Annotated in this window: 18 protein-coding genes and 2 pseudogenes; 10 read left to right on the top strand and 10 right to left on the bottom strand. The window is 38.9% G+C overall.

Annotated elements, in window-relative coordinates; translation table 11 throughout:
• The first annotated feature begins 114 nt into the window (after positions 1–114).
• From JCM10596_RS10565 to JCM10596_RS10545, 5 genes and pseudogenes are all read left to right on the top strand, one after another.
• The gene (locus JCM10596_RS10565) at positions 115–1497 is read left to right on the top strand and encodes a sucrose-specific PTS transporter subunit IIBC (protein ID WP_025027106.1); all 1383 of its coding nucleotides are present in this window, start codon (positions 115–117) and stop codon (positions 1495–1497) included.
• Positions 1494–2934, top strand: a pseudogene (locus JCM10596_RS24930) (sucrose-6-phosphate hydrolase). Before JCM10596_RS10565 ends, JCM10596_RS24930 begins: the two are co-directional and overlap by 4 nt.
• A 294-nt stretch (positions 2935–3228) precedes the next feature.
• Entirely contained in the window at positions 3229–3399 is a 171-nt protein-coding gene (locus tag JCM10596_RS29520) for a hypothetical protein (RefSeq protein WP_159102342.1), read from the top strand.
• 186 nt (positions 3400–3585) lie between these two features.
• Positions 3586–5604: a penicillin-binding transpeptidase domain-containing protein gene (locus tag JCM10596_RS10550; protein WP_025027105.1), complete on the top strand. Its 2019-nt coding sequence runs from the start codon at positions 3586–3588 to the stop codon at positions 5602–5604.
• A 106-nt stretch (positions 5605–5710) separates the two neighbouring features.
• A complete protein-coding gene (locus JCM10596_RS10545; protein ID WP_148302563.1) occupies positions 5711–7459 on the top strand; it encodes a peptidoglycan D,D-transpeptidase FtsI family protein in 1749 nt (582 codons plus the stop codon).
• A gap of 58 nt (positions 7460–7517) precedes the next feature.
• Here JCM10596_RS10545 and JCM10596_RS10540 read toward each other — a convergent pair whose 3' ends face one another.
• Together JCM10596_RS10540 and JCM10596_RS10535 are read right to left on the bottom strand one after the other, a co-directional pair.
• The gene (locus tag JCM10596_RS10540; protein WP_025027103.1) at positions 7518–9323 is read right to left on the bottom strand and encodes a BlaR1 family beta-lactam sensor/signal transducer; all 1806 of its coding nucleotides are present in this window, start codon (positions 9321–9323) and stop codon (positions 7518–7520) included.
• A 1-nt stretch (position 9324) separates the two neighbouring features.
• Entirely contained in the window at positions 9325–9711 is a 387-nt protein-coding gene (locus JCM10596_RS10535; protein WP_025027102.1) for a BlaI/MecI/CopY family transcriptional regulator, read from the bottom strand.
• Between the two features lie 159 nt (positions 9712–9870).
• On the opposite strand from JCM10596_RS10535, the pseudogene blaOXA reads away from it, so the two are divergent.
• A pseudogene (blaOXA, locus tag JCM10596_RS24925) lies at positions 9871–10700 on the top strand (class D beta-lactamase).
• 246 nt (positions 10701–10946) lie between these two features.
• Here the strand turns inward: blaOXA and JCM10596_RS10525 are convergent.
• Positions 10947–11390: a hypothetical protein gene (locus JCM10596_RS10525; protein ID WP_025027101.1), complete on the bottom strand. Its 444-nt coding sequence runs from the start codon at positions 11388–11390 to the stop codon at positions 10947–10949.
• Positions 11391–12014: 624 nt separating this feature from the next.
• On the opposite strand from JCM10596_RS10525, the gene JCM10596_RS10515 reads away from it, so the two are divergent.
• Positions 12015–13373, top strand: a complete 1359-nt coding sequence (locus tag JCM10596_RS10515; RefSeq protein WP_025027099.1) for a hypothetical protein — start codon at positions 12015–12017, stop codon at positions 13371–13373.
• A gap of 896 nt (positions 13374–14269) precedes the next feature.
• Here JCM10596_RS10515 and JCM10596_RS10500 read toward each other — a convergent pair.
• Positions 14270–14794 carry an SMI1/KNR4 family protein gene (locus tag JCM10596_RS10500; RefSeq protein ID WP_025027096.1) on the bottom strand — a complete coding sequence of 175 codons (525 nt, stop codon included), beginning with the start codon at positions 14792–14794 and terminating at the stop codon, positions 14270–14272.
• On the opposite strand from JCM10596_RS10500, the gene JCM10596_RS10495 reads away from it, so the two are divergent.
• A complete protein-coding gene (locus JCM10596_RS10495) occupies positions 14783–15121 on the top strand; it encodes a DUF4362 domain-containing protein (RefSeq protein WP_025027095.1) in 339 nt (112 codons plus the stop codon). The two genes, JCM10596_RS10500 and JCM10596_RS10495, sit on opposite strands and share 12 nt — an antisense overlap.
• An 85-nt stretch (positions 15122–15206) precedes the next feature.
• On the opposite strand, the gene JCM10596_RS10490 is transcribed toward JCM10596_RS10495, so the two are convergent.
• The 6 genes from JCM10596_RS10490 to JCM10596_RS10465 form a co-directional block, all read right to left on the bottom strand.
• Entirely contained in the window at positions 15207–15425 is a 219-nt protein-coding gene (locus JCM10596_RS10490; protein WP_025027094.1) for a hypothetical protein, read from the bottom strand.
• A 2-nt stretch (positions 15426–15427) separates the two neighbouring features.
• Positions 15428–16354 carry a hypothetical protein gene (locus tag JCM10596_RS10485; RefSeq protein WP_025027093.1) on the bottom strand — a complete coding sequence of 309 codons (927 nt, stop codon included), beginning with the start codon at positions 16352–16354 and terminating at the stop codon, positions 15428–15430.
• Positions 16355–16660: 306 nt separating this feature from the next.
• A complete protein-coding gene (locus JCM10596_RS10480) occupies positions 16661–17971 on the bottom strand; it encodes a hypothetical protein (protein WP_025027092.1) in 1311 nt (436 codons plus the stop codon).
• 32 nt (positions 17972–18003) lie between these two features.
• Complete coding sequence (locus JCM10596_RS10475; RefSeq protein WP_025027091.1) at positions 18004–18360, bottom strand: hypothetical protein; 357 nt, start codon at positions 18358–18360, stop codon at positions 18004–18006.
• Positions 18361–18371: 11 nt separating this feature from the next.
• Positions 18372–19169 (bottom strand): hypothetical protein, encoded by a 798-nt coding sequence (locus tag JCM10596_RS10470; protein ID WP_025027090.1) that lies wholly within the window; start codon positions 19167–19169, stop codon positions 18372–18374.
• Positions 19170–19276: 107 nt separating this feature from the next.
• Complete coding sequence (locus JCM10596_RS10465) at positions 19277–20494, bottom strand: hypothetical protein (RefSeq protein ID WP_025027089.1); 1218 nt, start codon at positions 20492–20494, stop codon at positions 19277–19279.
• 318 nt (positions 20495–20812) lie between these two features.
• Here JCM10596_RS10465 and JCM10596_RS10460 point away from each other — a divergent pair, with 318 nt between their 5' ends.
• Both JCM10596_RS10460 and JCM10596_RS10455 read left to right on the top strand, forming a co-directional pair.
• The gene (locus JCM10596_RS10460; protein WP_025027088.1) at positions 20813–21625 is read left to right on the top strand and encodes a two-component system sensor histidine kinase NtrB; all 813 of its coding nucleotides are present in this window, start codon (positions 20813–20815) and stop codon (positions 21623–21625) included.
• A gap of 34 nt (positions 21626–21659) precedes the next feature.
• Positions 21660–22925 (top strand): hypothetical protein, encoded by a 1266-nt coding sequence (locus JCM10596_RS10455; protein WP_025027087.1) that lies wholly within the window; start codon positions 21660–21662, stop codon positions 22923–22925.
• Positions 22926–22931 lie beyond the last annotated feature (6 nt).

The following is a 22931-nucleotide window of genomic DNA, read 5'->3' as shown; positions in this document are numbered from 1 at the left end:
TGTTTTGAGTAAAAGGCATCCATTCACAACTTTACTGAAATCAACATCAATATCAATACTAATACTAATATCAATAAATCTATATTTACAGCAATAATGGGAGGAATCATAACAATGAATCATCAAGAAATTGCCAAACAATTAGTACCACTACTTGGGGGAAAAGAAAATATTGTGAGTGCAGCACATTGTGCTACCCGTCTGCGCTTGGTTATCCTAGACGAAAGCAAAATAGATAAACAAGCCATCGAAAATCTAGAAGGAGTAAAGGGAGCTTTTGCTAGTTCAGGGCAGTTTCAAATTATTTTTGGAACTGGAATAGTAAATAAGGTCTACACAGCCTTTTCTCTTGAAGCAGAGCTGGATAAGCAGGATGCCAGTAAACATAATGAAGCGATCAAACAAAAAATGAATCCAGTGGCACGCTTAGCAAAAACCCTATCCAATATCTTTGTTCCAATTATTCCAGCCATTGTGGCAAGTGGTTTGTTAATGGGTCTGTTAGGTATGATGAGAGCATTCCAGTGGGTCGAAGCAGATAGCTCATGGATTGTACTACTGGACATGTTTTCTAGTGCAGCCTTTATTATTTTACCAATCCTGATTGGTGTAAGTGCGGCGAAGGAATTTGGGAGCAATCCGTATTTAGGTGCTGTTATGGGGGGGATTATGACTCACCCAGCCTTATTAAATCCATGGGGACTTGGCAATGCAGAGCCGGAGTCGTTGCTTTTCATGGGATTGGATGTAGCTCTTATTGGATACCAAGGAACGGTCATCCCAATTTTATTAGCGATTTATGTGATGAGTAAAATCGAAAAAGGCTTGCGCAAGGTTGTACCGAATGCCCTTGATTTACTCGTTGTTCCTTTTGTCACGATTATTTTAACTGGATTTATTGCGATTTTAGCTATTGGGCCTTTGGGAATGTTTTTAGGAGAATTGATTACCAATACACTGAACTTTATCTATAATTATGCTGGATTTTTTGCCGGACTTATCTTTGGTGGATTATATTCAACGATTGTTATTACAGGAGTACATCATAGCTTTCATGCTATTGAAGCAGGTTTAATAGCATCTGTAGGGATCAACTACCTTCTTCCTATTTGGTCCATGGCGAATGTAGCACAAGGGGGAGCAGGATTAGCTGTCTTCTTCCGCTCCAAGCGTGCCAAAACAAAAGAAATTGCCTTACCATCGGCACTATCTGCTTTTCTAGGGATCACAGAGCCCATTATTTTTGGGGTTAATCTAAAGTACCGTACGCCTTTTATTGGAGCAGCGATTGGGGGAGCAGCAGGAGGAGCGTATGTGGTCTTTACGAATGTGGTCGCTAATGCGTATGGTTTAACGGGGATTCCTATGATAGCCATCGTAGCTCCTCAGGGAATGTCTAACCTGATGAATTATCTGATTGGTTTTGCTATCTCTGTGGTTACTGCCTTCGTCGTGACTTGGCTATTAGGAATCAAGGAAGAGGATCAAAAAGGATGATAGTTGGAAAAGAGCGACTGATCGAACAAGCCTATGAGGAAATCAACAAGCACAAGGAATGCGTCGAGAGTGATGAATATCGTTTGCTCTATCATATTATGCCCCCTGTGGGCTTACTGAATGATCCAAATGGATTTATTCAGTGGAAGGGGACGTACCATCTCTTTTATCAGTGGATGCCTTTTAAAACAGAACATGGAGCCAAGTTCTGGGGGCATTACAGCTCTCCGAATTTAGTTCATTGGCAAGCGGAGCCGATTGCCCTAGCTCCAACAGACTGGTTTGATAAAAACGGCTGTTATTCTGGAAGTGCGATTGCGGATGGGGAAAGCTTAAAGCTTTTCTATACAGGAAATGTGAAGGATGCTGTGGGAAATCGGGAAACCTACCAATGTCTTGCCGAATCAAAGGATGGGATTCAGTTTGAGAAAAAAGGGGTGGTTGTGGAGCTGCCCGAAGGCTACACAGCCCACTTTAGAGATCCGAAGGTATGGAAGCATGAAGATCATTTCTATATGATTATTGGCGCGCAAAGCTTAGCGAAGCAAGGGCAAGCGGTTCTGTTTCGCTCCACAGATTTGAAGGATTGGACTCACCTAGGAGCTATTGCTGGAGGAGGCACGGAACAGCTAACAGATTTCGGCTATATGTGGGAATGTCCCGACCTCTTTCGCTTGCAGGAAGCAGATATTTTATTGGTTTCTCCTCAGGGACTAGAGCCTGAGGGAATGCTGTATCAAAATGTGTATCAATCAGGCTATTTTGTGGGACAGTTAGATTATGAGCAGGCTCATTATGCTCATGGAGGCTTTACAGAGCTGGATCGAGGATTCGAATTCTATGCCCCGCAAACCACCCTAGACGAGCAAGGCAGAAGAATTATGATTGCTTGGATGGGAGTGCCGGAGCAATACGAGCAGGAGCACCCGACGGTCAAGCACCGTTGTCCATACTCTAACCCTGCCTAGAGAGCTACAAGTCGTACAGGGCAAGCTCTATCAAAAGCCAGTGGCAGAGCTTCAGCAGTTAAGAAAAGAAGAGAAGTTTTATCCGCAGGTAACTCTTGATGGTCAAGATTGGCTTCTAGATAACGTGGGAGAGGCTACGGAGCTCAAAATAGATCTAAGTGAAAATAAAGCGGTAGATATAGCTCTTCATATTCGAGATTATGCTACGTTTCGCTACCACTCGGAAACAAAAACAGCGACTCTCGAACGAAAAAGCTTTGTTGATCATGGTATCGAGATCAGGCAATGCTACTTAGAAAACATCACGAGCCTGCATCTCTTTCTCGATACCTCCTCACTCGAAATCTTTCTCAATGACGGTGAAGAAGTATTTACAGCACGCATCTTTCCTGAGAAGGGACAAAAGCAGCTTGTTCTCCACTCCACTGGAAAACTAGTGTGTGATGTGTGGCAGTGGTTGTTGAAGTAAATGATGGAAGCAAACGATATTTGAATCATAGGACGTGGGAAAGGCTGTCGATTTTTATTCGACAGCCTTTGTCTGTTAATCATCTAGAAACATTCAAGAGTAATTGATTTGTAAAAAAATTGAAGCTGTGATTATAATTAATAATTGTAAGTACTAGTCATGTCTAGGAATATAAATAAGAGGTGGTTAAATTGAAGAAAGCTATCATAGCTTTAGGGGTATCATCATTATTGATCGTGGGCATTTCATGACCGAATATACTTTTTAAAAATTCCGCATGAGAGGAGTTGCCTTATGTCAGAAGAACTAATGATGCTGATCGATGCATTAATCTATATATTTATGTTTGTTTTTGCATTAAATATTCTCATTTATACGAAGAAAAGACTTCATAATGATCAATTAATTTTAAAAAAGCTAGATAAAATATATAAAAGCATTAAAAATGATAGTGAAAACAAATGAACCCCAAAAACATACTCATAAGATCGTTGGCACATTGTAATATTGGATGTGCTTTTTGTTTTTTTGAAGGTGGGCGTTGGATGCAACGGTGTTTTATGGATCTTTTATCTTGCTAAAACTTACACTTGTAATCTATAATATATTACATATGTAAGTTTTAATTGTGTATGAGAGGTAGGATAGAGGATGAAAAAGTTTTGCTATTTGATGATTAGTTTATTACTTATATTCCTTTTATCCGGCTGCAAAGAAGAGATCAAGCCGGAAGAAGTATTCACAAGTTATATCGAGTATTGGCAGCAAGGGAAATATGAACAAATGTATAATCTTATTTCCGAGTCTAGCGAATCCGCCATGACAAAGGATGAGTTCGTTCAGCGGTACCGTACGATCTATGACGGGATCGAAATGAGCGATCTGGAAGTCGCCGCAGTACTTGACAACAAAGAAGAGAAAGGTAGCGAATCGACCGTTAAGAAGTTCCCTTATCAAATGAAAATGGAAACCGTAGCTGGAACAATTGCTGCTGAAGGTACCGTCAAAGTGATCAAAATCAAAGAAACGAACGAATGGAAAGTGAGCTGGAACCCGTCCTTACTGTTCCCCTCAATGTCTGGAGGGGATAAGGTTATCGTTCGTACGCTGAAGGCAGAACGAGGAGAAATATACGATCGTTACGGTCAGAAGCTTGCCATGAATGGTAGCATCGAAGAACTCGGAATCGTTCCTGAACAGATGGGCGAAGGGAAAGAACGTACGATTGCCAAATTAGCGGGAAGACTTGCCGTTCCGGATACATTTATTCACGACAAGCTTGCCGCTCCATGGGTTAAAGATGACCTATTCGTACCTATCGTCAATATTACGGCGGGGCGGGAGAATCTTGACTTTAGCGATTTACCAGGGGTGACGAAAAGAGAGAAGAGTGCAAGGGTATATCCGTATGGTGAAGCTGCCGCTCATCTGATTGGGTACATAAGAGAAGTATCTGCAGAAGATATAGAGAAACACCGCGATAAGAAATTGAAACCTGGAGACATGATTGGCAAAGCAGGGCTGGAGCTGGTTTATGATGAGCGCCTTAGAGGAAAGAATGGTGTTCTTATTGCGATCGTCAAAGCAAATGGTCAGCATAAAGAAACCCTGGCAAAGCTGGATCCATTACATGGAGAAGATGTACGTTTGACAATAGATGCCTATCTTCAGGATTCGATCTATCGAGCTTTGGACGGTGACGCCGGATCAGGAGTGGCAATACACCCCCGTACGGGTGAAATCCTGACGCTAGTCAGCAGCCCATCTTATGATCCGAATGCATTCATCCAAGGTCTCTCCTCAGAGCAATGGGCGACGTGGAATGAAGATCCGAAAAAGCCTCTGTTGAATCGGTTTACAAGCCTTTACACACCCGGCTCCGTCTTCAAACCGATTACCGCCTCCATCGGTCTACAGCTGGGAGTCAGCGCAGTCGACGAGATAAGAAGTATTGATGGCTTTCGGTGGTCGAAGGACGATAGCTGGGGCAACTATTACGTCAAACGGGTCAGGAATGTTCCAGCAGTAAACCTTACGGACGCTATCGTACATTCGGATAATATCTATTTAGCACAAGAGGCGTTGGAGATGGGTGCGGAGATTTTCACTAGGGAAGCCGAGATATTTGGTTTCGGATTAGAACTGCCGATCGCTTACTCGTTTCCTAAATCGAGTTTAGCAAACGACGGGATTAAGAATGAAATCTTGTTGGCGGATTCTGCATACGGGCAAGGACAAGTTCTCATGACTTCGTTACATCTTGCTTTGGCCTATACTCCGTTTATCAATGGCGGAGAACTCATCAAACCAGTACTGGATCTTGCTCACGGTGAGGAGTCGAAGGACAAATCATGGGGCAGTCAGATTATGGATTCTAAAACAGCGGCGACTGTGAATGAAATGTTGCTAGAAGTTGTAGAAAACCCTGCGGGCACCGGACACGGGGCATACATCAAGGGGCGACGTATTGCCGGTAAAACGGGTACCGCGGAGCTAAAGAGGAAAAAAGGGGAAGAAGGCTTAGAGAACGGTTGGTTCGTCATGTATGATGCAGAGCATGCGGATCTATTATTAACCCTCATGATCGAAGATGTGAGGCATCGCGGTGGGAGTGCTTATGTCGTACGGAAGGTCGTTCCCGTTGTTCGAGAGTACCTTGGGGGACGTTAAGACTAAAAGTATCTAGAAGTAAGGAATAGGTCCGTTGTAAAGGACATAGTTCGTAGTCAATTTTGAAGTTTTTTGCAGGAACAAATGGGTGAAGGGAAAAGAGAAAATGGAAAATCATAAGAGAAGATCTATAGCTACTCGTTTGAACATCTTGTTTTTTATAACGTTTATTCTGTTTTCAGCACTGATTTTTCGCTTAGGAGTCTTACAAATTGTACACGGTGAAGAATATAATAATAAATTGGGCACACAAACGGTACGAAAAATAATGGTCGAGGCTCCACGCGGTTGGATCATGGACCGCAATGGAGAGATATTGGTCCGTAATGTACCGATCTACACCGTGACCTATACGAAAACCTCCCAATTTTCGGCTGAACATTGGGAGGTCTTAGCAGAGCGGCTGGAAAAACTGATTGATTTAGATAAGGAAGCAATCCTCCGGGAAATGGATAAAGGACTTCCTTTTGTCCCAATAAGATTGAAACAGGATGTATCGTTTCAGGTCGTTTCAAAAATTGAAGAAAATCTAGAAGCTCTACCGGGAGTCGATATTATGATCGAACCAAAGAGGGAGTATACTTATGACCGACTGTTTCGACATTTTTTAGGGAATGTGGGCCCTATTCAGGCTGATCAGCTAGAGCGCTACCTAGCTAAAGGGTATCGGATGGATAAAATGGTTGGAACCAGTTACTTGGAGCTGCAATATGAAGAACACTTGCGAGGAATAGATGGAGAGTTAGAAGTTACTATGGATCGTAGACTGGTACCGATTAGCGAACCTGTTCTCACACCAGGTCAACGCGGAGATGATTTAGTGTTGACGATTGACCGCAAACTGCAACAAACAATTGAGAACGTGATTGAAAAAACGGTCGCCGAGAATAGACTGGTGACAGAAGCTTTCTTTGTCGCTATGAATCCTAAAACGGGAGAAATTCTTGGAATGTCCAACGATGTTAGAAGTATAGGAGCGGGAAATACGTCATATGCGATGGGGTCTACGGTCAAAATGGCTACGGTCCTTATGGGGCTTCACGAAGGAATAGTGACACCGAATACTACGATGTATGATACTCCAATGCAGATTGGTAATCTGACTAAAAAATCGTGGACAAATCTAGGGCATGTCAATATGTTAACATCCATACAGCGTTCATCAAACATATTTATGTTTCGTATCGGGCTTGACTTGAATGAGCGAATCGGAAACCGTCAACAGGCATTTAATCGAGCCTATTATTATTTTTCACAGTTCGGTTTAGGAGTTAAGACAGGAATTGATCTTCCCGAAGAATACGAAGGATATAAAAGTGATTCCATACTGTTGGGGCTACTAGCTGACTTTATGATTGGACAATATCATACGTATACGCCTTTACAATTGGCTCAGTATGTGTCAACCATTGCCAATGATGGCTATCGAATGCAACCTTATCTAGTGAAGGAGATTCGTCGAGATGCTAGCGGAGATGATCACTTAGTGCAGGTAGTGGTGAGAAACGAACCTAAAGTACTTAATCGTGTGGATATGAGAGAAGAGGATATTCAACTGGTCAAACGGGGGATGGAGATGGTTACAGAGCCTAGCGGTACAGCTTACCGTATATTTAGTGACTTTCCTATCAAGGTGGCAGCAAAAACAGGGACGGCTCAAACAGTTGAGGCTAATGGTTCTTTTGGTAATGACCATTCTTTGCTTGTCGGTTATGCACCTGCCGACGATCCGCAAATTGCTTTCGCCTGTGTCGTGCCCAAATCTCTATTAACGAGTTCCCAGGGTCAAATATCCCCCGCACAAGTGATTACAAAACAGATTTTAACGGAGTTTTTTGAATTAAATGATCAATAGGCACATCATTCATGTGATGTGCCTTTGTTGTATTATTGTTATAAAAGCAACGTCATTTCTATTGCAAAGAAGCAGAGTGATAAATCCCTTCTTCTTCCAAGATTGAAAGTGCGATATTGGCAGCGGCGCTTCCCCCTGACTGCTTTTTACCTTGAATATGAACAGCAAAGAAAAATTGATTATCGGTCGTTTCTATATATCCCACAAACCAACCATCAGTATCTTCCGTGTTTAGAACGGCGGTACCCGTTTTCCCAGATAAACGTTGGTGGTTCGATTCTTCTAGAAGTAAGGCGTCTTTTATCGTTTCAATATTTGTTTGGGTAAATCCGAATTCATTATGATAAAACTTCTTCAACACGTCTACCTGTTCGATAGGAGAAATTTTGAGAGCATCTAGCCAATAATTCGTGATGTGACCCGCTAGATTTCTGTTTCCATAATCGATTTGTTCGTAGTAGCTCCGCAGGTTTTCTTGACCTATCTGTTGATCAAGATGTTGAAAATACCACGTGGCTGAGCTTTTCATCGCAGAGAATAAATGATGATCCTGATTCCATTCCCCATATCGATAGAGAGTTCCATCCCATGTCAGTTGTGAAGCATCCCTTGTAATAATCCCAGATTCTAGGGCGAACAATCCACTGAATATCTTATATGTGGAAGCCGGAGCGTAGCGGGTCGTACTTTCTTCATTATTATAAATGGTGTACTGATCCCTGTTTGAATCATACAGCACAGCGCTCCCTGTACGTTCACCGAAAAAGTGACTGTAATCTTTGTACTCGACGTTGGTATGGGAAAAAGCATGTTTATCTTTGTTCACCGCCAACACAGATAGAGAAGGAACACTTGCTGAAATGATGGCAAAAATCATGATAAATACTAGAGCGGATTTGAGTCTGAGCAGACGTGATTCTACTTGGAAGTTTACAATTGTAGAGATTCGTCTTTTTACTTGTTTGAATGAGCTGCTGATTTCCGAAGCCGCGAGCAAAGGGGATGTTCGTTGAGCGAGAGAAGCAAATTTCAAAATCACCTCAGCATAATGGAGGTGTGATCCCTTCTCTAACGCTTTTAAAACGGCATAATCACAAGAAATCTCCATCTCTGTTTTCAAATCCCTTAACATATACCATACGAGTGGATTAAACCAATACACGATTCTACACAGACACATGAAATAGTTCACCAGTATATCTCTGCGTTTACAATGATACAACTCATGGAGCAGAACACATTCCATTTCCTCATTAGAAAACATGGACATCTGCTTGGGTAAAACAATGTAGGGGCGGATCATCCCAAACGTTATGGGTGATTTTATCCATGAGGAGTACCCTAAAACAACATTTCTATGAACCTGTAGTTTCTCTTTGCAGGAAGAAAAAAGCGTTAATACGTCTTTGTTATCAACGACTTGTAGACTTTTCTTTATTTTGACAATTCTTAGATTACTAAATAACGTCATCAAAAGCACAACGATCATTCCTACGAGCCACATGATAAAAAAGATAGAATCCATTATGCCGAAAGGAGATTGCTCAATGGTCATCGAAAAATCTTGTAGCCAATTTGTCTTTTGAATGATGGTTTCGGTCGTGTTCATAGCCGAATCAATAGTAGAAGGCTTCGAATAACTCGCTCCCAAATTCATCATCCAGTCGAAAAAAGTAGGTAACTTTAGAAACTGAAAGGGGATAAAAGGAGCAATCATGGCCAAAAGAGAAATCATACTGATGTGATATTGCGTGGTTACAGTGATGTGGCTCTTTAGTATTTTTTTTATGCAGACGATGATGCAAATGGTGATAGACAATAGGATATTGCTGATGATAAAGAGCGTAAAGAAAGAATAGCCCATGTTACTCCTGCTTTCTGTTCTTATGTTCTTCTAACATTTGATACAATTCATTAATTTCATTATCTGACAGCTTATCTTTTTCTAAAAAATTTAATACCATAGAATTGAGCGCACCATCATAAAAACGCTTTAAAAAACTATGACTCTCAACTTCTACATAATCACTTTCAGCTACATTAGGTGTATAAACAAATACACGACCTTCTTTATGGTTCTTCAGGGCTTCTTTTTTTAATAGCCGCAACAACAATGTTTGAATGGTTTTTGGGCTCCATGTCGTCGTTTTGGCTAACTTCTCAATCACCTCATTGGTATTGATTGGATGATGCTTCCAGATGATTTTCATTACTTCTAATTCTGCTTCTGATATTTGCGGTAATTTTCTCATATCTCCCATCCTTAAACTTACATTCGTAATAATATTATTATATGGTTCAAATTTTACGAAGTCAATTAAGGAAAAAAATGAAAAATAGTATTGACACAAAAACTTACATGTGTAATATTTAAGGGGCTACAGAGTATTTTTATAAAAGAAGATAGAACGATGAAAAAACAATCATGGTTTAAAACAATAACGCTACTTTTAGTACTTGGAATCATACTGATCGGTTGCATGAACGTTAATGAACAACCTGAAGAAGCAGTAAAAGATAATGTAAAGGAAACTGAGCGATCATTAAGTGTGCATGAAATGAATGTCGATGAATTTTTTGAAGGGAAGAATGGAACGTTTATTTTACGGGATATAAAAGAAAAATCCACTTATATCTATAACAATGAACGTGCCAAACAAAGCTTTGCCCCACAATCCACTTTTAAAGTTCCTCATTCACTTATTGGATTGCAGGTTCAAGCGGTTGAGGATGAATATGATATTAAATATTGGGATCGGGAAATACGAGAGATCGACGTTTGGAATCAGGATCATACACTTGGCTCTGCATTAAGATACTCTGTCGTTTGGTATTATAAAGCGCTGGCTCGTGACATTGGAGAAAAGCGTATGCAGGAGTGGCTGGAAAAGATAGCGTATGGTAATGAAGACATGAGTGGGGGAATTGATCAATTTTGGTTAAGCAGTTCACTGCTAATTTCTCCAATCGAACAAACGGATTTTATGGAATCCTTATCTAAAGAGAACCTTCCTTTTGATCAAGAAGTGATGCAAATAGTAAAGCGGATGATGATCCAAATGGAAGGGGAGGACTATATCCTATATGGAAAAACTGGACAGGGCTCAGGGATAGCTGGTATGTTGGTTTTCTCAAAACAAAGGATGAAGAATATGCTTTTGCAACAAACATGGATAGCACATCAGCAGATGCTAAAACTATTACAATAGAGATTTTAAAGAAATATGAACTGATAGATTGATCATTGATAGACAGAAGGTGGGTTGGAGAAATACTTCATCAGAATACGATCCATGAATATAGAGATAGGATAGCGAAATAAGCGCTTAAGATAATGGAGCTTAGTAGAGCTACCATAGGCTTTACAAACATGTTTCTCACCCCTTCCCCTTCATAATATGCGTATCTAAACTTTGATCTTTTTTGAATTAGAATTATATTATTAATCCCCATCCCCATGATAAATTAGTTGCACAACTTTACTTCATCACCAAGATAGTTTTACTTCTCCAGTAAAATCTTCAACATAAACGTTTATTTTTAACGGTTCGTCCTCTTCATTTGCATCATCGATTTTAAAAGCCCCCTGGATACCATCTATGTTGGCAACTTCTGAAATCTCTTTGCTCCAACGAGATTCGTCTAGTAACATACCATTATTCCTTTGAACTTGGACTTTACTATCTCCTTCTTCAAAATGAATTTGGAATGTCAAGTTAGTATTTATGTCTGAGTTGTTGCTAAACAAATACGTACAACTTCCATTCCCTTCTTTAAATTCGAGAATAATTTCACGCTCTTGGGATTTTTTAAGCATCTTGTGAAATGTTCCTGTACATCCAAATTCCTTTTCCGAATTCTTTTCAGAGCATCCAGTCAGAAAGAGAAGAAAAAGAGCAATCGCTACTATAAAATAATTTTTAGCTTTCATGTCATCACTCCAAAATAATAGAATATCAATTCAGAACTTATTAACTCAACATCCAGAATATTACTTTAAAATAGATGCGCAGTCAATTATGAAGGGCGTTAAAAAATATTGTAAATTAGCACAGTTATTGTTATTTAAGGTATAATTAAATGCAGGCATGTAATAGAGGGAATGAAATGAGAGAAAAGTACATATGGTTTGTCATAGAGAAAAAAGGATAGAGAATGAAACCTCCTCATTTCAATGGGGAGGTGAGGATTCATACTTTACTAGGCAGGATTATTTTCTTCTATTTTTATAGAAATGAATGATCCCTTTAACAAGCAAATATAAAACCATACTGAAGAAAAAGGTAGATAGTAATGATTCAGTTAGATTAAAAAACAATAAATGATATCCATTTGCATATGCAAAAATATAAATCCCCGCAAGAAAAAGGACAATGATACAAATCCCAAATAATATACTTTGGATAACTGCTCTTTTCATATTTGTCTCGTCTTCCTTTCAACAACGTAGAGTTAATACGACATGAAACAACATACCATATGTTTTGTCACTTAACAATAGAACGCTAGCCTATCATTTACATTTATTGAAAATAATAAGAGAGGGTATGATATAGTGAAAAAGCTTTTGCTTGCTTGTTTATTTCTTTTCATAATTGTTGGTTGCGGTCAAAATCCAGCATTATCTGAAGACAAAAAAACAGTGGGGGAGAATGAACACATAGTAACTCTTGCTGAATTAGATCATGTTAGATTGCTGTCAGATGCCCCTACGGATGATGGCATGTTCCTAGGGATAACGGTGATGGTTAATGACAAAAGCCGCCTTTTCCCAAATTGGAAGAATGTACAGAACGAAACCTATTATCCCAATATAACGCTTGCTGATATAAATCAAGATGGTCAAAATGAAGTCATTATCTTATTAATAACAGGATATGGTATCGGGGTTTATGAGGAAGAAATCCATGTGTTGAATATGGAGAGCTTAGAAGAACTTGAAATTGAAATCCCTTTAGCTTACATAGAAAAACACGCTACATCTACAATAACGAAAGTGAATGGGAAGGTCTACGTTCGTGCAGAAATAGATGGTCAGGCGTTAGAAAAAGTATATGATGAATCAGATGCTGGTGTATGGAATGAAGAGGTTGGTTTTGGAGCTATTGTGAGGTATGAAGTATCTGACAATCAAGTGATAGCGAAAATACCTGGAAGCATATCACCTGCGGCTTTTGCTTTTACTGTTCAGCTTGAATATGATGAGAATCTAAAAATCAAGGGTGTGAAGCTAGTAGATGATCTTTCAGATGAAACAACGTCACCTAACCAAGAAGATCGTGCAAATGAATCTGAAAAACAAATAGAAGCAGAGTTAATAGGAATAGAAGGAATAGACAAGGAACAGGTATACAACCTACAATTCGAAAATGTCCAGACACCGGCAAAAACCTTTAAGGAGTTTAAGGTTATGGAGAAGGGAGTTATTAAGCAAATCTTAGTAGAAGAAGTTTTTGATAAGTATACGTTTGTGGTATATAAGAAAAAGAATCAGCCAGAAACAACAGCTAATGATGATTTAGATTATGATTATGTTGGATTTTTTATAAATGGCGCAGGTACTACACTCTATGAAATAGGGGAAATCGGATACAGTTCTTTTGATGGTGATCTAAGATCATACCCCATGGAAAAAGTAACCCTTTTTAATAAAGAATTACTTAGTGTTAGAGGGTTTTGTGGGTTAACTTGCCCTTTAACTTATTATCTCGATATATCATCAGAGAAGTTTCCTTACCTTTTCCTCCATGTAGAGGGAAATGGAGTTGAAACAGATATTACAGGCGATGGGATTAATGATCTTGTTTCCAGTGTAGGAACAGCGTTATACACAACCCTTTATCTTGAAGAAAACGGAAAAATGATGAAGTCGGATTTGTTTAAAAATACCAAATACAATTCAAGTAGTGCATGAAGAGGGAAATCAATTCAACATCTATTTTTCGGATAGGGAACTAGTTCGTTATCAATATAAGGATAGGAAGTTGCATTTTGTGGAAGTGGTGAAAGGATCTGAATAACAATGAAAAAAGCAATAGGATTAAGTATAGCATGTACAAGGGTTGCCTTAGCTGCTTATTACTATTTTTACTACATGGTACTGCGCTATGAATAAAGATGATGAAACAATAGGTCAAAAAATAATTGGTCAATAGCCGCTTGCTCTCGGAAAAAACAAATTAGGATTTAATTTAGAAGCCCAACCAAATTTGAATGACTTAAGAGGTTTATCAACATGAAAATATATAAGGACTTAACATATAGACAAAAAACAAGAAGGGATATAGCATTCACTTTATTGGCATCTTTAACCATTTTTATACCGAATTTTAGTATGAAATTATATTTTCTTTTCATGTCTTTGCTTATAATTGACACTGCCATATACTATTATTTATGGAAGTACAAATGGAAAAGAGACCCTGATACAATAAAACATCAGTCCTAAGTGAACCACAAATCACGGGCAATAATGCACCAATCGACTTCTCCATTTTTCCAAGGATAAAACAAGAAACCTCCTCATTGAAATGAGGAGGTGAAGATAAATCTTTAGTAAGAAAAATTATTTTCTCCTATTTCTAAAGAAATGGATGATCCCTTTAACAATTAAATACAAGATCATACAGAGAAAAAAGTTGGTTATTAGTATGCTTATAAGAGAACTAGTTGAGATCCAATAAGTAACAGTCTCATCTTGAACACCTAGCTCTAAAGGGTTCAAAATTTCTTGTATAACATACACTCCTAAAAAAATTAGATATACACTAACTGCAAAAATAAAACTTTCTAATAGTGATCTTTTCATGATTAACTCCAATACCAAAATTCAGTACCATTACAGATACATAATCTATCTAACCATTTTTCGAAAGTTAAATTGATTTTTTTGTCCCCACCTATAAATTCGCTATGATACATAGGATAATCTTTATCATTCTTGATATTTGTAGTATCTATATAGAATTTATATCCAGTTGTATCATCACCAATAGGGAGCCACCCTTCCGGCAACATACTTTTATAATCATGTTGTATATATAGACGATAAATATCTTCTAAACCAAACAGTCTTATTTCAGTGAAGATCCTAGCACCATTATGCAGTAGTAAAAAACTTTTGAAATCATTTGGCACATTTATGTTTATTTCATTAAAAAACTGATTAATTTCATGCTCTGTTGCTGGAGGGTTAAAGATAAGCTTGGTTTCTAGCAGTGAACCACCAACATCTTGGATTAATAGTACATTATTTTGATCAAGGCGTTCTTTCAAAGCACTCAGAATTAAGGGTACAGTAGTGTTCATAGTAGTTTTGTTCCTTTGTCCTTTCATAGAATTATATTATCCTTTAAGAATAGTAGCTTTTTGTTATCTTTGTGTCAATTTATTAGTGAAGATTATTTGAAGAATAAGAAGGATTGGATTCGAGTGACTCGCTACGGTGATGAAGGAGAAGTAATTTTCCAAGAGTTGTTTTTTAATGGGAATGAAATAGAGTATCGACTAATTCAAGAGGGGTGGGATTATGGAATCAAAGCCTCTTCCTGCAAAAAACTAGAGAAAAAAGAAGATCCTCATTCTGATAAGTATTATTATGTATTACAAGGATGTAAAGGAGAAACCGAACAAGAGATTATTCTTATTAAAACAGAGGATTAACTCTAAAAAAACAAGGCATGACCGAAGCCGAATAGAAATCCTAATCGCTTCCCTCATGCCCTTTCTCTTATGAATGAAAATGATCTTATGGATAATTGATCGTATCAACGACCAGCGCAATAATTTGCGGTTGCTCTGAAGTATCGGTTAATTCAAAGCCATTGTCTGTTGATGTATACTTCACGTGGTCATAGGAGCCCGAGGTGGAAGCCGAGCCGATATGAATGATGCCTGCAATGCTATAATCCGCTTCCGCTGTCCATTTAGTGTGTACCTCTGAATCCGTCCAATTGGCAACCTCCATTTTCAGCCTAGCTGATAACCGACAATGACTCCGCCTATACGCAGGTTAAAGATTCCCCCAGGTCCCCATAGTTTTTTATTGAAGAAGGGACTTTTAGGGTTTTTCGTTTGGAGGTTGCTATATTTAGCTAACATGGAAGAATCAAACCAAGATAGTTCAGGTCCAAGGGAGATGTGTTTGACAGATTGGTAGGTTAAAGTACCCTTGAAATCATACTTTGATACGTCCAATGTTGTTGTAGAGGTACTGCCTCGTGCTCCAATCATGAAAAAATCTTCTAAGGGAACCGCTACGTCAAAGGATAGCTTCCAGCTTGTGCCTGTTTGCTCGTCAATGGAGTTGCTTAATTCTACAACGACTTCAGGATCAGCTCCATTATTTGCAGCTTCTTTTGCTGATTTTAACCATTCAGCAAATGAATGGTAGGAATCCCCTTGAAGGGTAAAGCGAGGTGTCCATATCGTGGCGCCGTTAGTTGTGATTGGTATTTGGTATTGCTTTCGTTCTGCATCATCTTCAAAGTAATTATCATGGTGAGGATCGGCGAGGGTAGCTGTCGTCAAAGCTTCATCTAAGGCTTCGAAATCTGGACCATACGCTCGAATGCTCCATTCTCTCCATTGTATGCTTAAGCCAGAGAGACTGGCTCCTTGGGATTGTTCAATCATTCTGGCTTGTTGCTTATAGATGGGTGTCTTCTTATATTCCTGCCAATATTGTTCGAAGGTCTGATCGCAGTAGCCGGGGTTCCAGACCTTGCAGTAGGCGCCATTTTCACTTAGCTCCTGACAGTTTTCTTGCATATAATCCAGCTTATGTGTCTTTTTCAGTTCCTGTAGCCCATCTTTAATTTGCATGATTTTGTTTTGAATGTCTTGTGCCCTTTTTTCTGCTTCAGGGTCCAGAGAGGGCTGTTCACCAACCACCATGTTTAGCCAGCTTTTGTACATGTTAAAGAAGTTTGAATTATAATTTCCGCTCCAGGTCAGGGACCAAGGGGGAATGGTTTGTGCTAAATTAACAAGCTGTTCATCAGCCAGTTCGAATCTGCAAAGTTACATGCTAGACTTTTGGGAGCCATAATCATGTTGTAAGGAGTTTCAACTCCTGCGGAATTGGCTAAAGCTGCATGACAGCTTGCCAAAATTTAGTTTGATCTGACATAGTATCATCCTTTCAGATAAGTCTATTTATTTTTTCATTTTGTATACATAAAATCAGCGCCATAAAGCAAATTAACGCACATCTTCTAGTAAGCTCTTGAGGCGACTTGCCCACCCTTCTCCTTCTAAGCTCGCTTCTTCCTCAGGCAGAGCGTCAAACTCTCTTTCAAATTCAAATTCTTCTTTATACCGTTGCTCTAATCTTTCTTTTTCATATCCCGTAGCTTCATCAAGCTGGTACTCTATGTCTTTGAGCATACTACTGCCTTCAAAGTTTAACTTGGTAAAAGGAGAACGCCCGATTTCTTCCATCTCTTTTTCGGCTGCTTCGGCTTTGTTTACTCCTTGTTCCAGCTTCTCTTGAAAGGTATCATTGGTTTCTACCGCAAATTCTTTAGTAGAGGTATACTTTTTCCCCATAGCGACAAACATACGGATAAAATAGAGTCCCACAATAGTGTAATTGATCCATTTCATAATTTGATCGACGAGCGTGGGATCTACACTTGCAGGGATGTTCTTGGTTATGTCCGCTTTGGTTAATGTTGTTAGACGACCAGTTAGCTGAAGCTGATCTCCTTTTTTAAAGCCATTGATGTGATCGTCTTTTTCATAAGTGAGCGTGGCGGTAAAGGTGGGGCCAGTGTATGAGTTTTCTTTTGAAGGTAAGGCAATCTCGCTAAACGTCATGGTTCCAGAATATTTGGTGAGCATATCTGCTTTCCACGTCAACTGACTAGCTTTATAGCTTAATTTATTGCTGAATTTATCTGGCTTATCGTGGTTGATACTTATTTTTTGGTTTCCATAAAGCACCACAGTAGGACCTTCTTGAGGAGTGCCATTTTCTCCTCGAACAAGGATCGTGGAATAGGAGCCTGCCCAATAGTTCATATTGTGATTTCGCATCTTTTGAAAAGAAGCATTGATTTGTAGATACGTACAGTGAAAGCCTTGTTCGGCTAAGAAATGATCTAGGTCAGTCGTCTTCGATTCTCCTTTAGCGACTTGAGTGAGGAGCGCTTGCCAAGCGGTGAATATTTTTTTGTTTGTCATCAATTCTTGGACAAAGCGATCAGAATCATCATTGGGGGAAGTTTCTTTCAGATATTCTTCATAAAAAGGGGATTTCAGAAAGGTGAGAACGGTGCTAGCAATGGTATTATAGCCATGGTCGGCTAAGAAGTTATCTAAGAGCTGCAATGCCTGATGATAGAGTGTATCAAACTGCTCGGTGGTTTGCCCAGATTGCTTCGCTTGTTGAATTGCATCATTCACTTTTTCATTGATCTCTTTCCAAGCTTCACGCAAGCTGGAGTTGGTTCTCAGATCGGTAATAAACAAGCGAGCATTGGCTTCCATTGCTGCTTGATTGGTGTCCATGTAATTCCTCCTTTATCTTGCTGTTATACAGTTTATAGTAGCTCAGCAAGTTCAGACTCCAAGGTTTCTGCTTGCGTTCCTTCTTCCGTAAATTCTCTTTCACTTTCTTCATACTTTGCTTCTTCAGCCCTTTCTTGTTGGGCTATTTCTTCTCTAATTTCTTCCTGTCTCACTGGATCTGCTGTTTCAACGATTTCGTTTTGGAGCTGTTTAATCGTTGTGCTCGTATTGCTAAATTCTTCTTCTGAAAGCTGCGGTTTTTCTTTGGATGTAATTTCTTTAATCTTTTCTCCGGCTTTTTTAACGCTATTACGCAGATAATTAGCAAGTGATTGCGGAAAGATTTTGGAGATGAACCCAAAGAGCATGGTCAAAGCAAATCCGATCATGACATAGGGAGCTAACGTATCGGCAAGGGACTGCACCCAGTCTTTATTAACGGAGGGAGGGGAGTAGATGTGTCCTTGAGAATTATCTGGGGGTGACCGATCCGCCCGACAAAGCGGTAGGTTCCACTCCATGTTTTGTGGGAGTTTTCAGGAAAGGTAATCGTACCGGAAAAAATATCTCCAATATACGAATCTTTTGCTTTGGGCTGATTAATCTGGCTAAACGTAATCGAGCCTGAATGAGGGTTGGTCAGAAGTCCACCTGCCCCATCCGTTGTCCACGTTAGGGCTCCTTCTTCATATTTAAAACCGAAAAGCTTATCTGGTCCTACACTTACTGTGCTATCACCGTAGACAATAACGGCGGGACCTGTCGCTGGATCTGAATCCTCCTTCTGTACAATGGTTTGCCCATATAAATTGGTCCAGTAGTTCAAGTTTTTGTCCCGCATTTTCATAAAGGAAGCATCTACTTGAATGGCTGTACAGTCATAGCCTTTTTGTTGGAGAAATTGATCTGCTTTATCTAGATGACCAGCAGTCGTTGAATCTTGAATGACCTGCCCCCATTCTTTATACAGAGCTGAATCTTGCAAAAGATCTTGGACAAAGCGGTCGGATTGAGCATTAGGCTGACGCGAACGTACATAGTCGTTCCACCAACCTACTTTTAAAAGGCTTAAAACGGCTTCTGCGGTGGTGTTGTATCCGTTATCTGCTAAAAAATTATCTAAATAGTTTATCTTATCCTTAATGATGAAGGTCGGGTCTGCCACCTTATCTAAATGTTCCTTCCACTCCTGAGCCATCACTTTGTCTTTTTTGAGATCGTTTAGAAAAAGATAAGCATATGCTGTTTGTTCTTCTGTTGCTTACGGTCCTCCGCCACACGGTTTCCTCCTTCTGTTATGTTTGATCATTCGAAGAATTCTTCTAACTTGTTCTTCAAATCTTCCATATTGTTCTCCCAATCTATTTCCTGCTCCTCCGTCATTGAATCTCGAATGCGAGCAAGCTTATCTAATAGCTCGGCTCCTTTCTCTTCTAGCTTTTCTTCTGCCGACAAAGCTTTGTATTGCTTTAAGAGTCTCCCCATTTGTGATACTTTGTTGAGCCCGATTAAGGTATCCAATTGGTTATAGTTAATGTCCGTAGAGAGATCAATCCCTACAGAAGGTTCTATTTCATCACCCCGAATTTTTCTATATCTTTCTTTTATATTTTGATAGCGTCGTAGTAAAAATTTATAAAAATGGTATCCAAGAACTAAGGCAGTGGCAGAGGTAACAATAACACCAATGACAACAGAGGCATTCTTAATGGTTTCAAGATCATCTTTATTTACACTAGGAGGATACTGCTGGGGGCTTCCTACACGTCCAAAATAGGCTACTTCTCCCTGCAATGGGTAGGTACTTTTATCAGGGAGAAGGAGAGAGCCTGCAAATTCATTGCCTGTGTAAGAATCATTAGAGGAAGGGAGTTCTCGACGTGAAAATACAAGGATCGCTGAAGTATCATTTAATTCATTAGACCAGCTAAGAGTAGATGTTTTTTCATCATAGCTCTCACCTACAATCCGATGCGTGCCTAGAGCAACAAATTCCCCAGTGACAATGAGGGTGGGACCGCTGGTACTTTTTTGATCTTTACTAATCGTTGTGTCCCCATAGATATTGACCCAAGAACTCATGGCTTCTCCAAGCGTGCTGGCTATGGCTCGGGATATTTGAATCGGGTTAGCATTTACCTTGTGTTTGGAAAGGAAATCAGTAACAGGCTGAAGATCGGGCTGATCATCTGCTTGAGTCATGTTAAATATAGCTTGATCCCATTCCATACGCAGATTCACATCTGTTAGTAATTGTATCGAGAATTGGATGGCATCTTGGTTTGGCAGAAGTGTTGGATCGGTAGGCGCTGTAAGAAGCTTTGATATCTCTTCAACAGTCGTTTCATAACCCTGACGTAAGAGAAAAGAATTTGCATAAGCGGAGCGGTCCTTTTTCTGTTGTCGATTTGCCTGAGAAATTGTAGATATCCACTCTCTTCGTAGCATGGGGTCAAGGGTTAGCATTTCAATAAAAAGTGAAGCATGCACCGTTGATTCAGTTTGCTCAGATATTGTATTCATCCTCCTTGTTAAGCTTTGTAGTAAAACACACAGCCTATATATATGAAGGGTATGGATTTTTAGTACAGAAAAAAAAGAAAATGCGGTTTTTATCAAAAAATGTCGAAATAGAGCGAAAACTTTATTGGAGAAATAAGGAGGATATTAATGAACTGATGTAGAAGTAGGGTATTGAGTTAGATATTAATGTAACGGAGCAAAAATACATACACCAATTCTTATATGACAAATGTTGAAATATTTATTGTCCATGTATGCTCAATAGGTCCCGTCATCATGTTTGCTAGACTATAATGCTAATGGGAGTTACACCTTATAATGAAACGTTTATTTTTTAACAAATGGTTTCAGAAACAAAATGAAAAGTGGCTCGTTCAGGAGAAGGAAGAACAACCGGAAGAAAATAAGAACCCTTCTGAATTAGAAAAAAATCAATCATTAGACAATTATCATGCCGTTATAGGAAAGATGTCAGCTTTTTTCGCTCATGAGATACGTAATCCGTTGACCTCTATTATCGGTTTTGCTCAATTTTTGGACCAGCACCCTACGATCAAGTCTGACCCAAATGTGAGTCATTACATCTCAATTATTAAGGAAGAAGCCGTGAGAATGGAAGCGCTCATTCAAGAGTTGCTTAGCCTATCCAAATCTCATTTAGACCATGACAATCTTTCCATTATTGATGTGAAACATAGTATAGAGAAAGTTGTTACCCTGTATACAATGCAGCAGTCTAAGCAGGATGTCCAATTCAAGCTGAATTTAGTAGATGAAATTTATGTCACGGGAAATACGAATCGTTTTGAAAGAGTATTAATTAACCTGATTAATAATGCGATAGACGCCATGGAAAAAAAGGGCGTTATTGACATTCGAGTTGTCAAAGAAAGTAAGTTTGTTGTGATTTCTATCATTGATAGTGGTCCTGGTATTTCAGCAGAAAAATTAGAACATATTTTTTACCCTTTCTTTACAACGAAAGATGAAGGGACAGGACTTGGTTTGCCCATATGTAAAACGATTATCGAAACGATAAATGGTACGCTGGATATTCAAAACCATCCAACTAAGGGAGTACACGTAAAAATTAGAGTTCCGCTAAGCCAGCATACATCGTACAAAGGTTAAACTTTAGCCCTCTTAGTAGTTAGGAGTTATACGTATGGATTTACGAACATTAATTGTTTCTATATTTGAATGGATAGCTCTGCTTTCCTTTCCCCTTGTTTTGTTAGGGTATCATTATCGAAGATATATACGTCCTGTTTTTATTATTGCCTTTTCTATGAGTTTATTTTCTGAATTGTTGCGTTTAACACCTATGCATGTTGCGTTAATTATAGCTATTCAGATAATAGTGCTACTTGTATTAGTGAAAGTTTTATATCGAGCGAAAAATCTTGAAACCGTTGTCGTTACTAGTATTGGCTATGGTTTTTATATCTTTATTCAAATGCTCTTTATTGAGATAGTTGCGCAAACCTTTCAATATAAGTACCTACAATTTTTTACTACCATCCATATAAAAACCGTTACTCAGGTCCTTACTTTCCTTTTTGTCGCATTACTGTCTTGGCTCATTTATTATCAGAAGTACCAATTAGATGAACTACGTTATCATATTACTCGATCAACAATGAATAAAAAATATCGGGATGTCTTAGTATTAAACTCATTCCTGACCTTTATTTTTATAGTGTTTATCTTTTTTACTATGTTAGCTGAAGAGTTTGCCTATAAGTATACGTTTATACTCATGATTATTATCATTATGTTTTTTATCTTAGCGATTTTTATTATTTTACACACACAATTTCAGATGAAGCGCTTGATAGAAGCTAAGAAATTTTATCTGGATCAAGAAGAGCAAGTAGCAACTATTGTGGAAAACCTGAAAAAAAACTATCAGGGTCATTTTCAAGCGATTATCAAGCTTAATGAAAGGGAGTCTTCTTCATTAAGCAAAGAATATGTGGAAAAACATCATCTGCATCAAGGGATTTGTCCCAGCCTGCTTCAATCTAACCTTCGTACAGGCTTAGAGGGGTTGGACGAGCTTCTTTATTCCTTTCTGATTAATAAGCGGAAGCTGGGAAGATTATTGGGAGTAACCATCAATGTGACATCTGATATTCAGTGTGAGATCCATACTACGTTACAGCATGTACGCAATCTTAGCTTAATTATTGATGATTTAATTCTGATTTATTACCAAGCGCCGGCCTATTCAACGAAAACGATTCACTTTCATGTAGAAGCAAAACCTCATGAAACTCTTTATGTAATCTCAGGAGATATAGAAATTGAAGAGAAAAAGCATCCAAATTTAAAGCTTTTTGACGCGTTATTTCAGTTCAAGCAGCATGATTCCATTGTTGATTCTGAGCTTAAACCGGTGCGAATATCCATTCGTTGTCCATTAACATAAAGGAAG

The organism is Caldalkalibacillus mannanilyticus JCM 10596, from assembly GCF_000615945.1.
Lineage (GTDB): Bacteria > Bacillota > Bacilli > Caldalkalibacillales > JCM-10596 > Bacillus_AT > Bacillus_AT mannanilyticus.
This window is presented reverse-complemented; position numbering and strand designations above follow the sequence as displayed.

Coding starts and splice junctions, on each gene's coding strand:
- JCM10596_RS10565 (WP_025027106.1), top strand. CDS start 115: ATGAATCATCAAGAAATTGCCAAACAATTAGTACCACTACTTGGGGGA.
- JCM10596_RS10545 (WP_148302563.1), top strand. CDS start 5,711: ATGGAAAATCATAAGAGAAGATCTATAGCTACTCGTTTGAACATCTTG.
- JCM10596_RS10540 (WP_025027103.1), bottom strand. CDS start 9,323: ATGGGCTATTCTTTCTTTACGCTCTTTATCATCAGCAATATCCTATTG.
- JCM10596_RS10455 (WP_025027087.1), top strand. CDS start 21,660: ATGGATTTACGAACATTAATTGTTTCTATATTTGAATGGATAGCTCTG.
- JCM10596_RS10490 (WP_025027094.1), bottom strand. CDS start 15,425: ATGGAGGTTGCCAATTGGACGGATTCAGAGGTACACACTAAATGGACA.
- JCM10596_RS10470 (WP_025027090.1), bottom strand. CDS start 19,169: ATGGCTCAGGAGTGGAAGGAACATTTAGATAAGGTGGCAGACCCGACC.
- JCM10596_RS10460 (WP_025027088.1), top strand. CDS start 20,813: ATGAAACGTTTATTTTTTAACAAATGGTTTCAGAAACAAAATGAAAAG.
- JCM10596_RS10535 (WP_025027102.1), bottom strand. CDS start 9,711: ATGAGAAAATTACCGCAAATATCAGAAGCAGAATTAGAAGTAATGAAA.
- JCM10596_RS10485 (WP_025027093.1), bottom strand. CDS start 16,354: ATGGTGGTTGGTGAACAGCCCTCTCTGGACCCTGAAGCAGAAAAAAGG.
- JCM10596_RS10500 (WP_025027096.1), bottom strand. CDS start 14,794: ATGAAAGGACAAAGGAACAAAACTACTATGAACACTACTGTACCCTTA.
- JCM10596_RS10475 (WP_025027091.1), bottom strand. CDS start 18,360: ATGATCGGATTTGCTTTGACCATGCTCTTTGGGTTCATCTCCAAAATC.
- JCM10596_RS10480 (WP_025027092.1), bottom strand. CDS start 17,971: ATGGACACCAATCAAGCAGCAATGGAAGCCAATGCTCGCTTGTTTATT.
- JCM10596_RS10525 (WP_025027101.1), bottom strand. CDS start 11,390: ATGAAAGCTAAAAATTATTTTATAGTAGCGATTGCTCTTTTTCTTCTC.
- JCM10596_RS29520 (WP_159102342.1), top strand. CDS start 3,229: ATGTCAGAAGAACTAATGATGCTGATCGATGCATTAATCTATATATTT.
- JCM10596_RS10465 (WP_025027089.1), bottom strand. CDS start 20,494: ATGAATACAATATCTGAGCAAACTGAATCAACGGTGCATGCTTCACTT.
- JCM10596_RS10550 (WP_025027105.1), top strand. CDS start 3,586: ATGAAAAAGTTTTGCTATTTGATGATTAGTTTATTACTTATATTCCTT.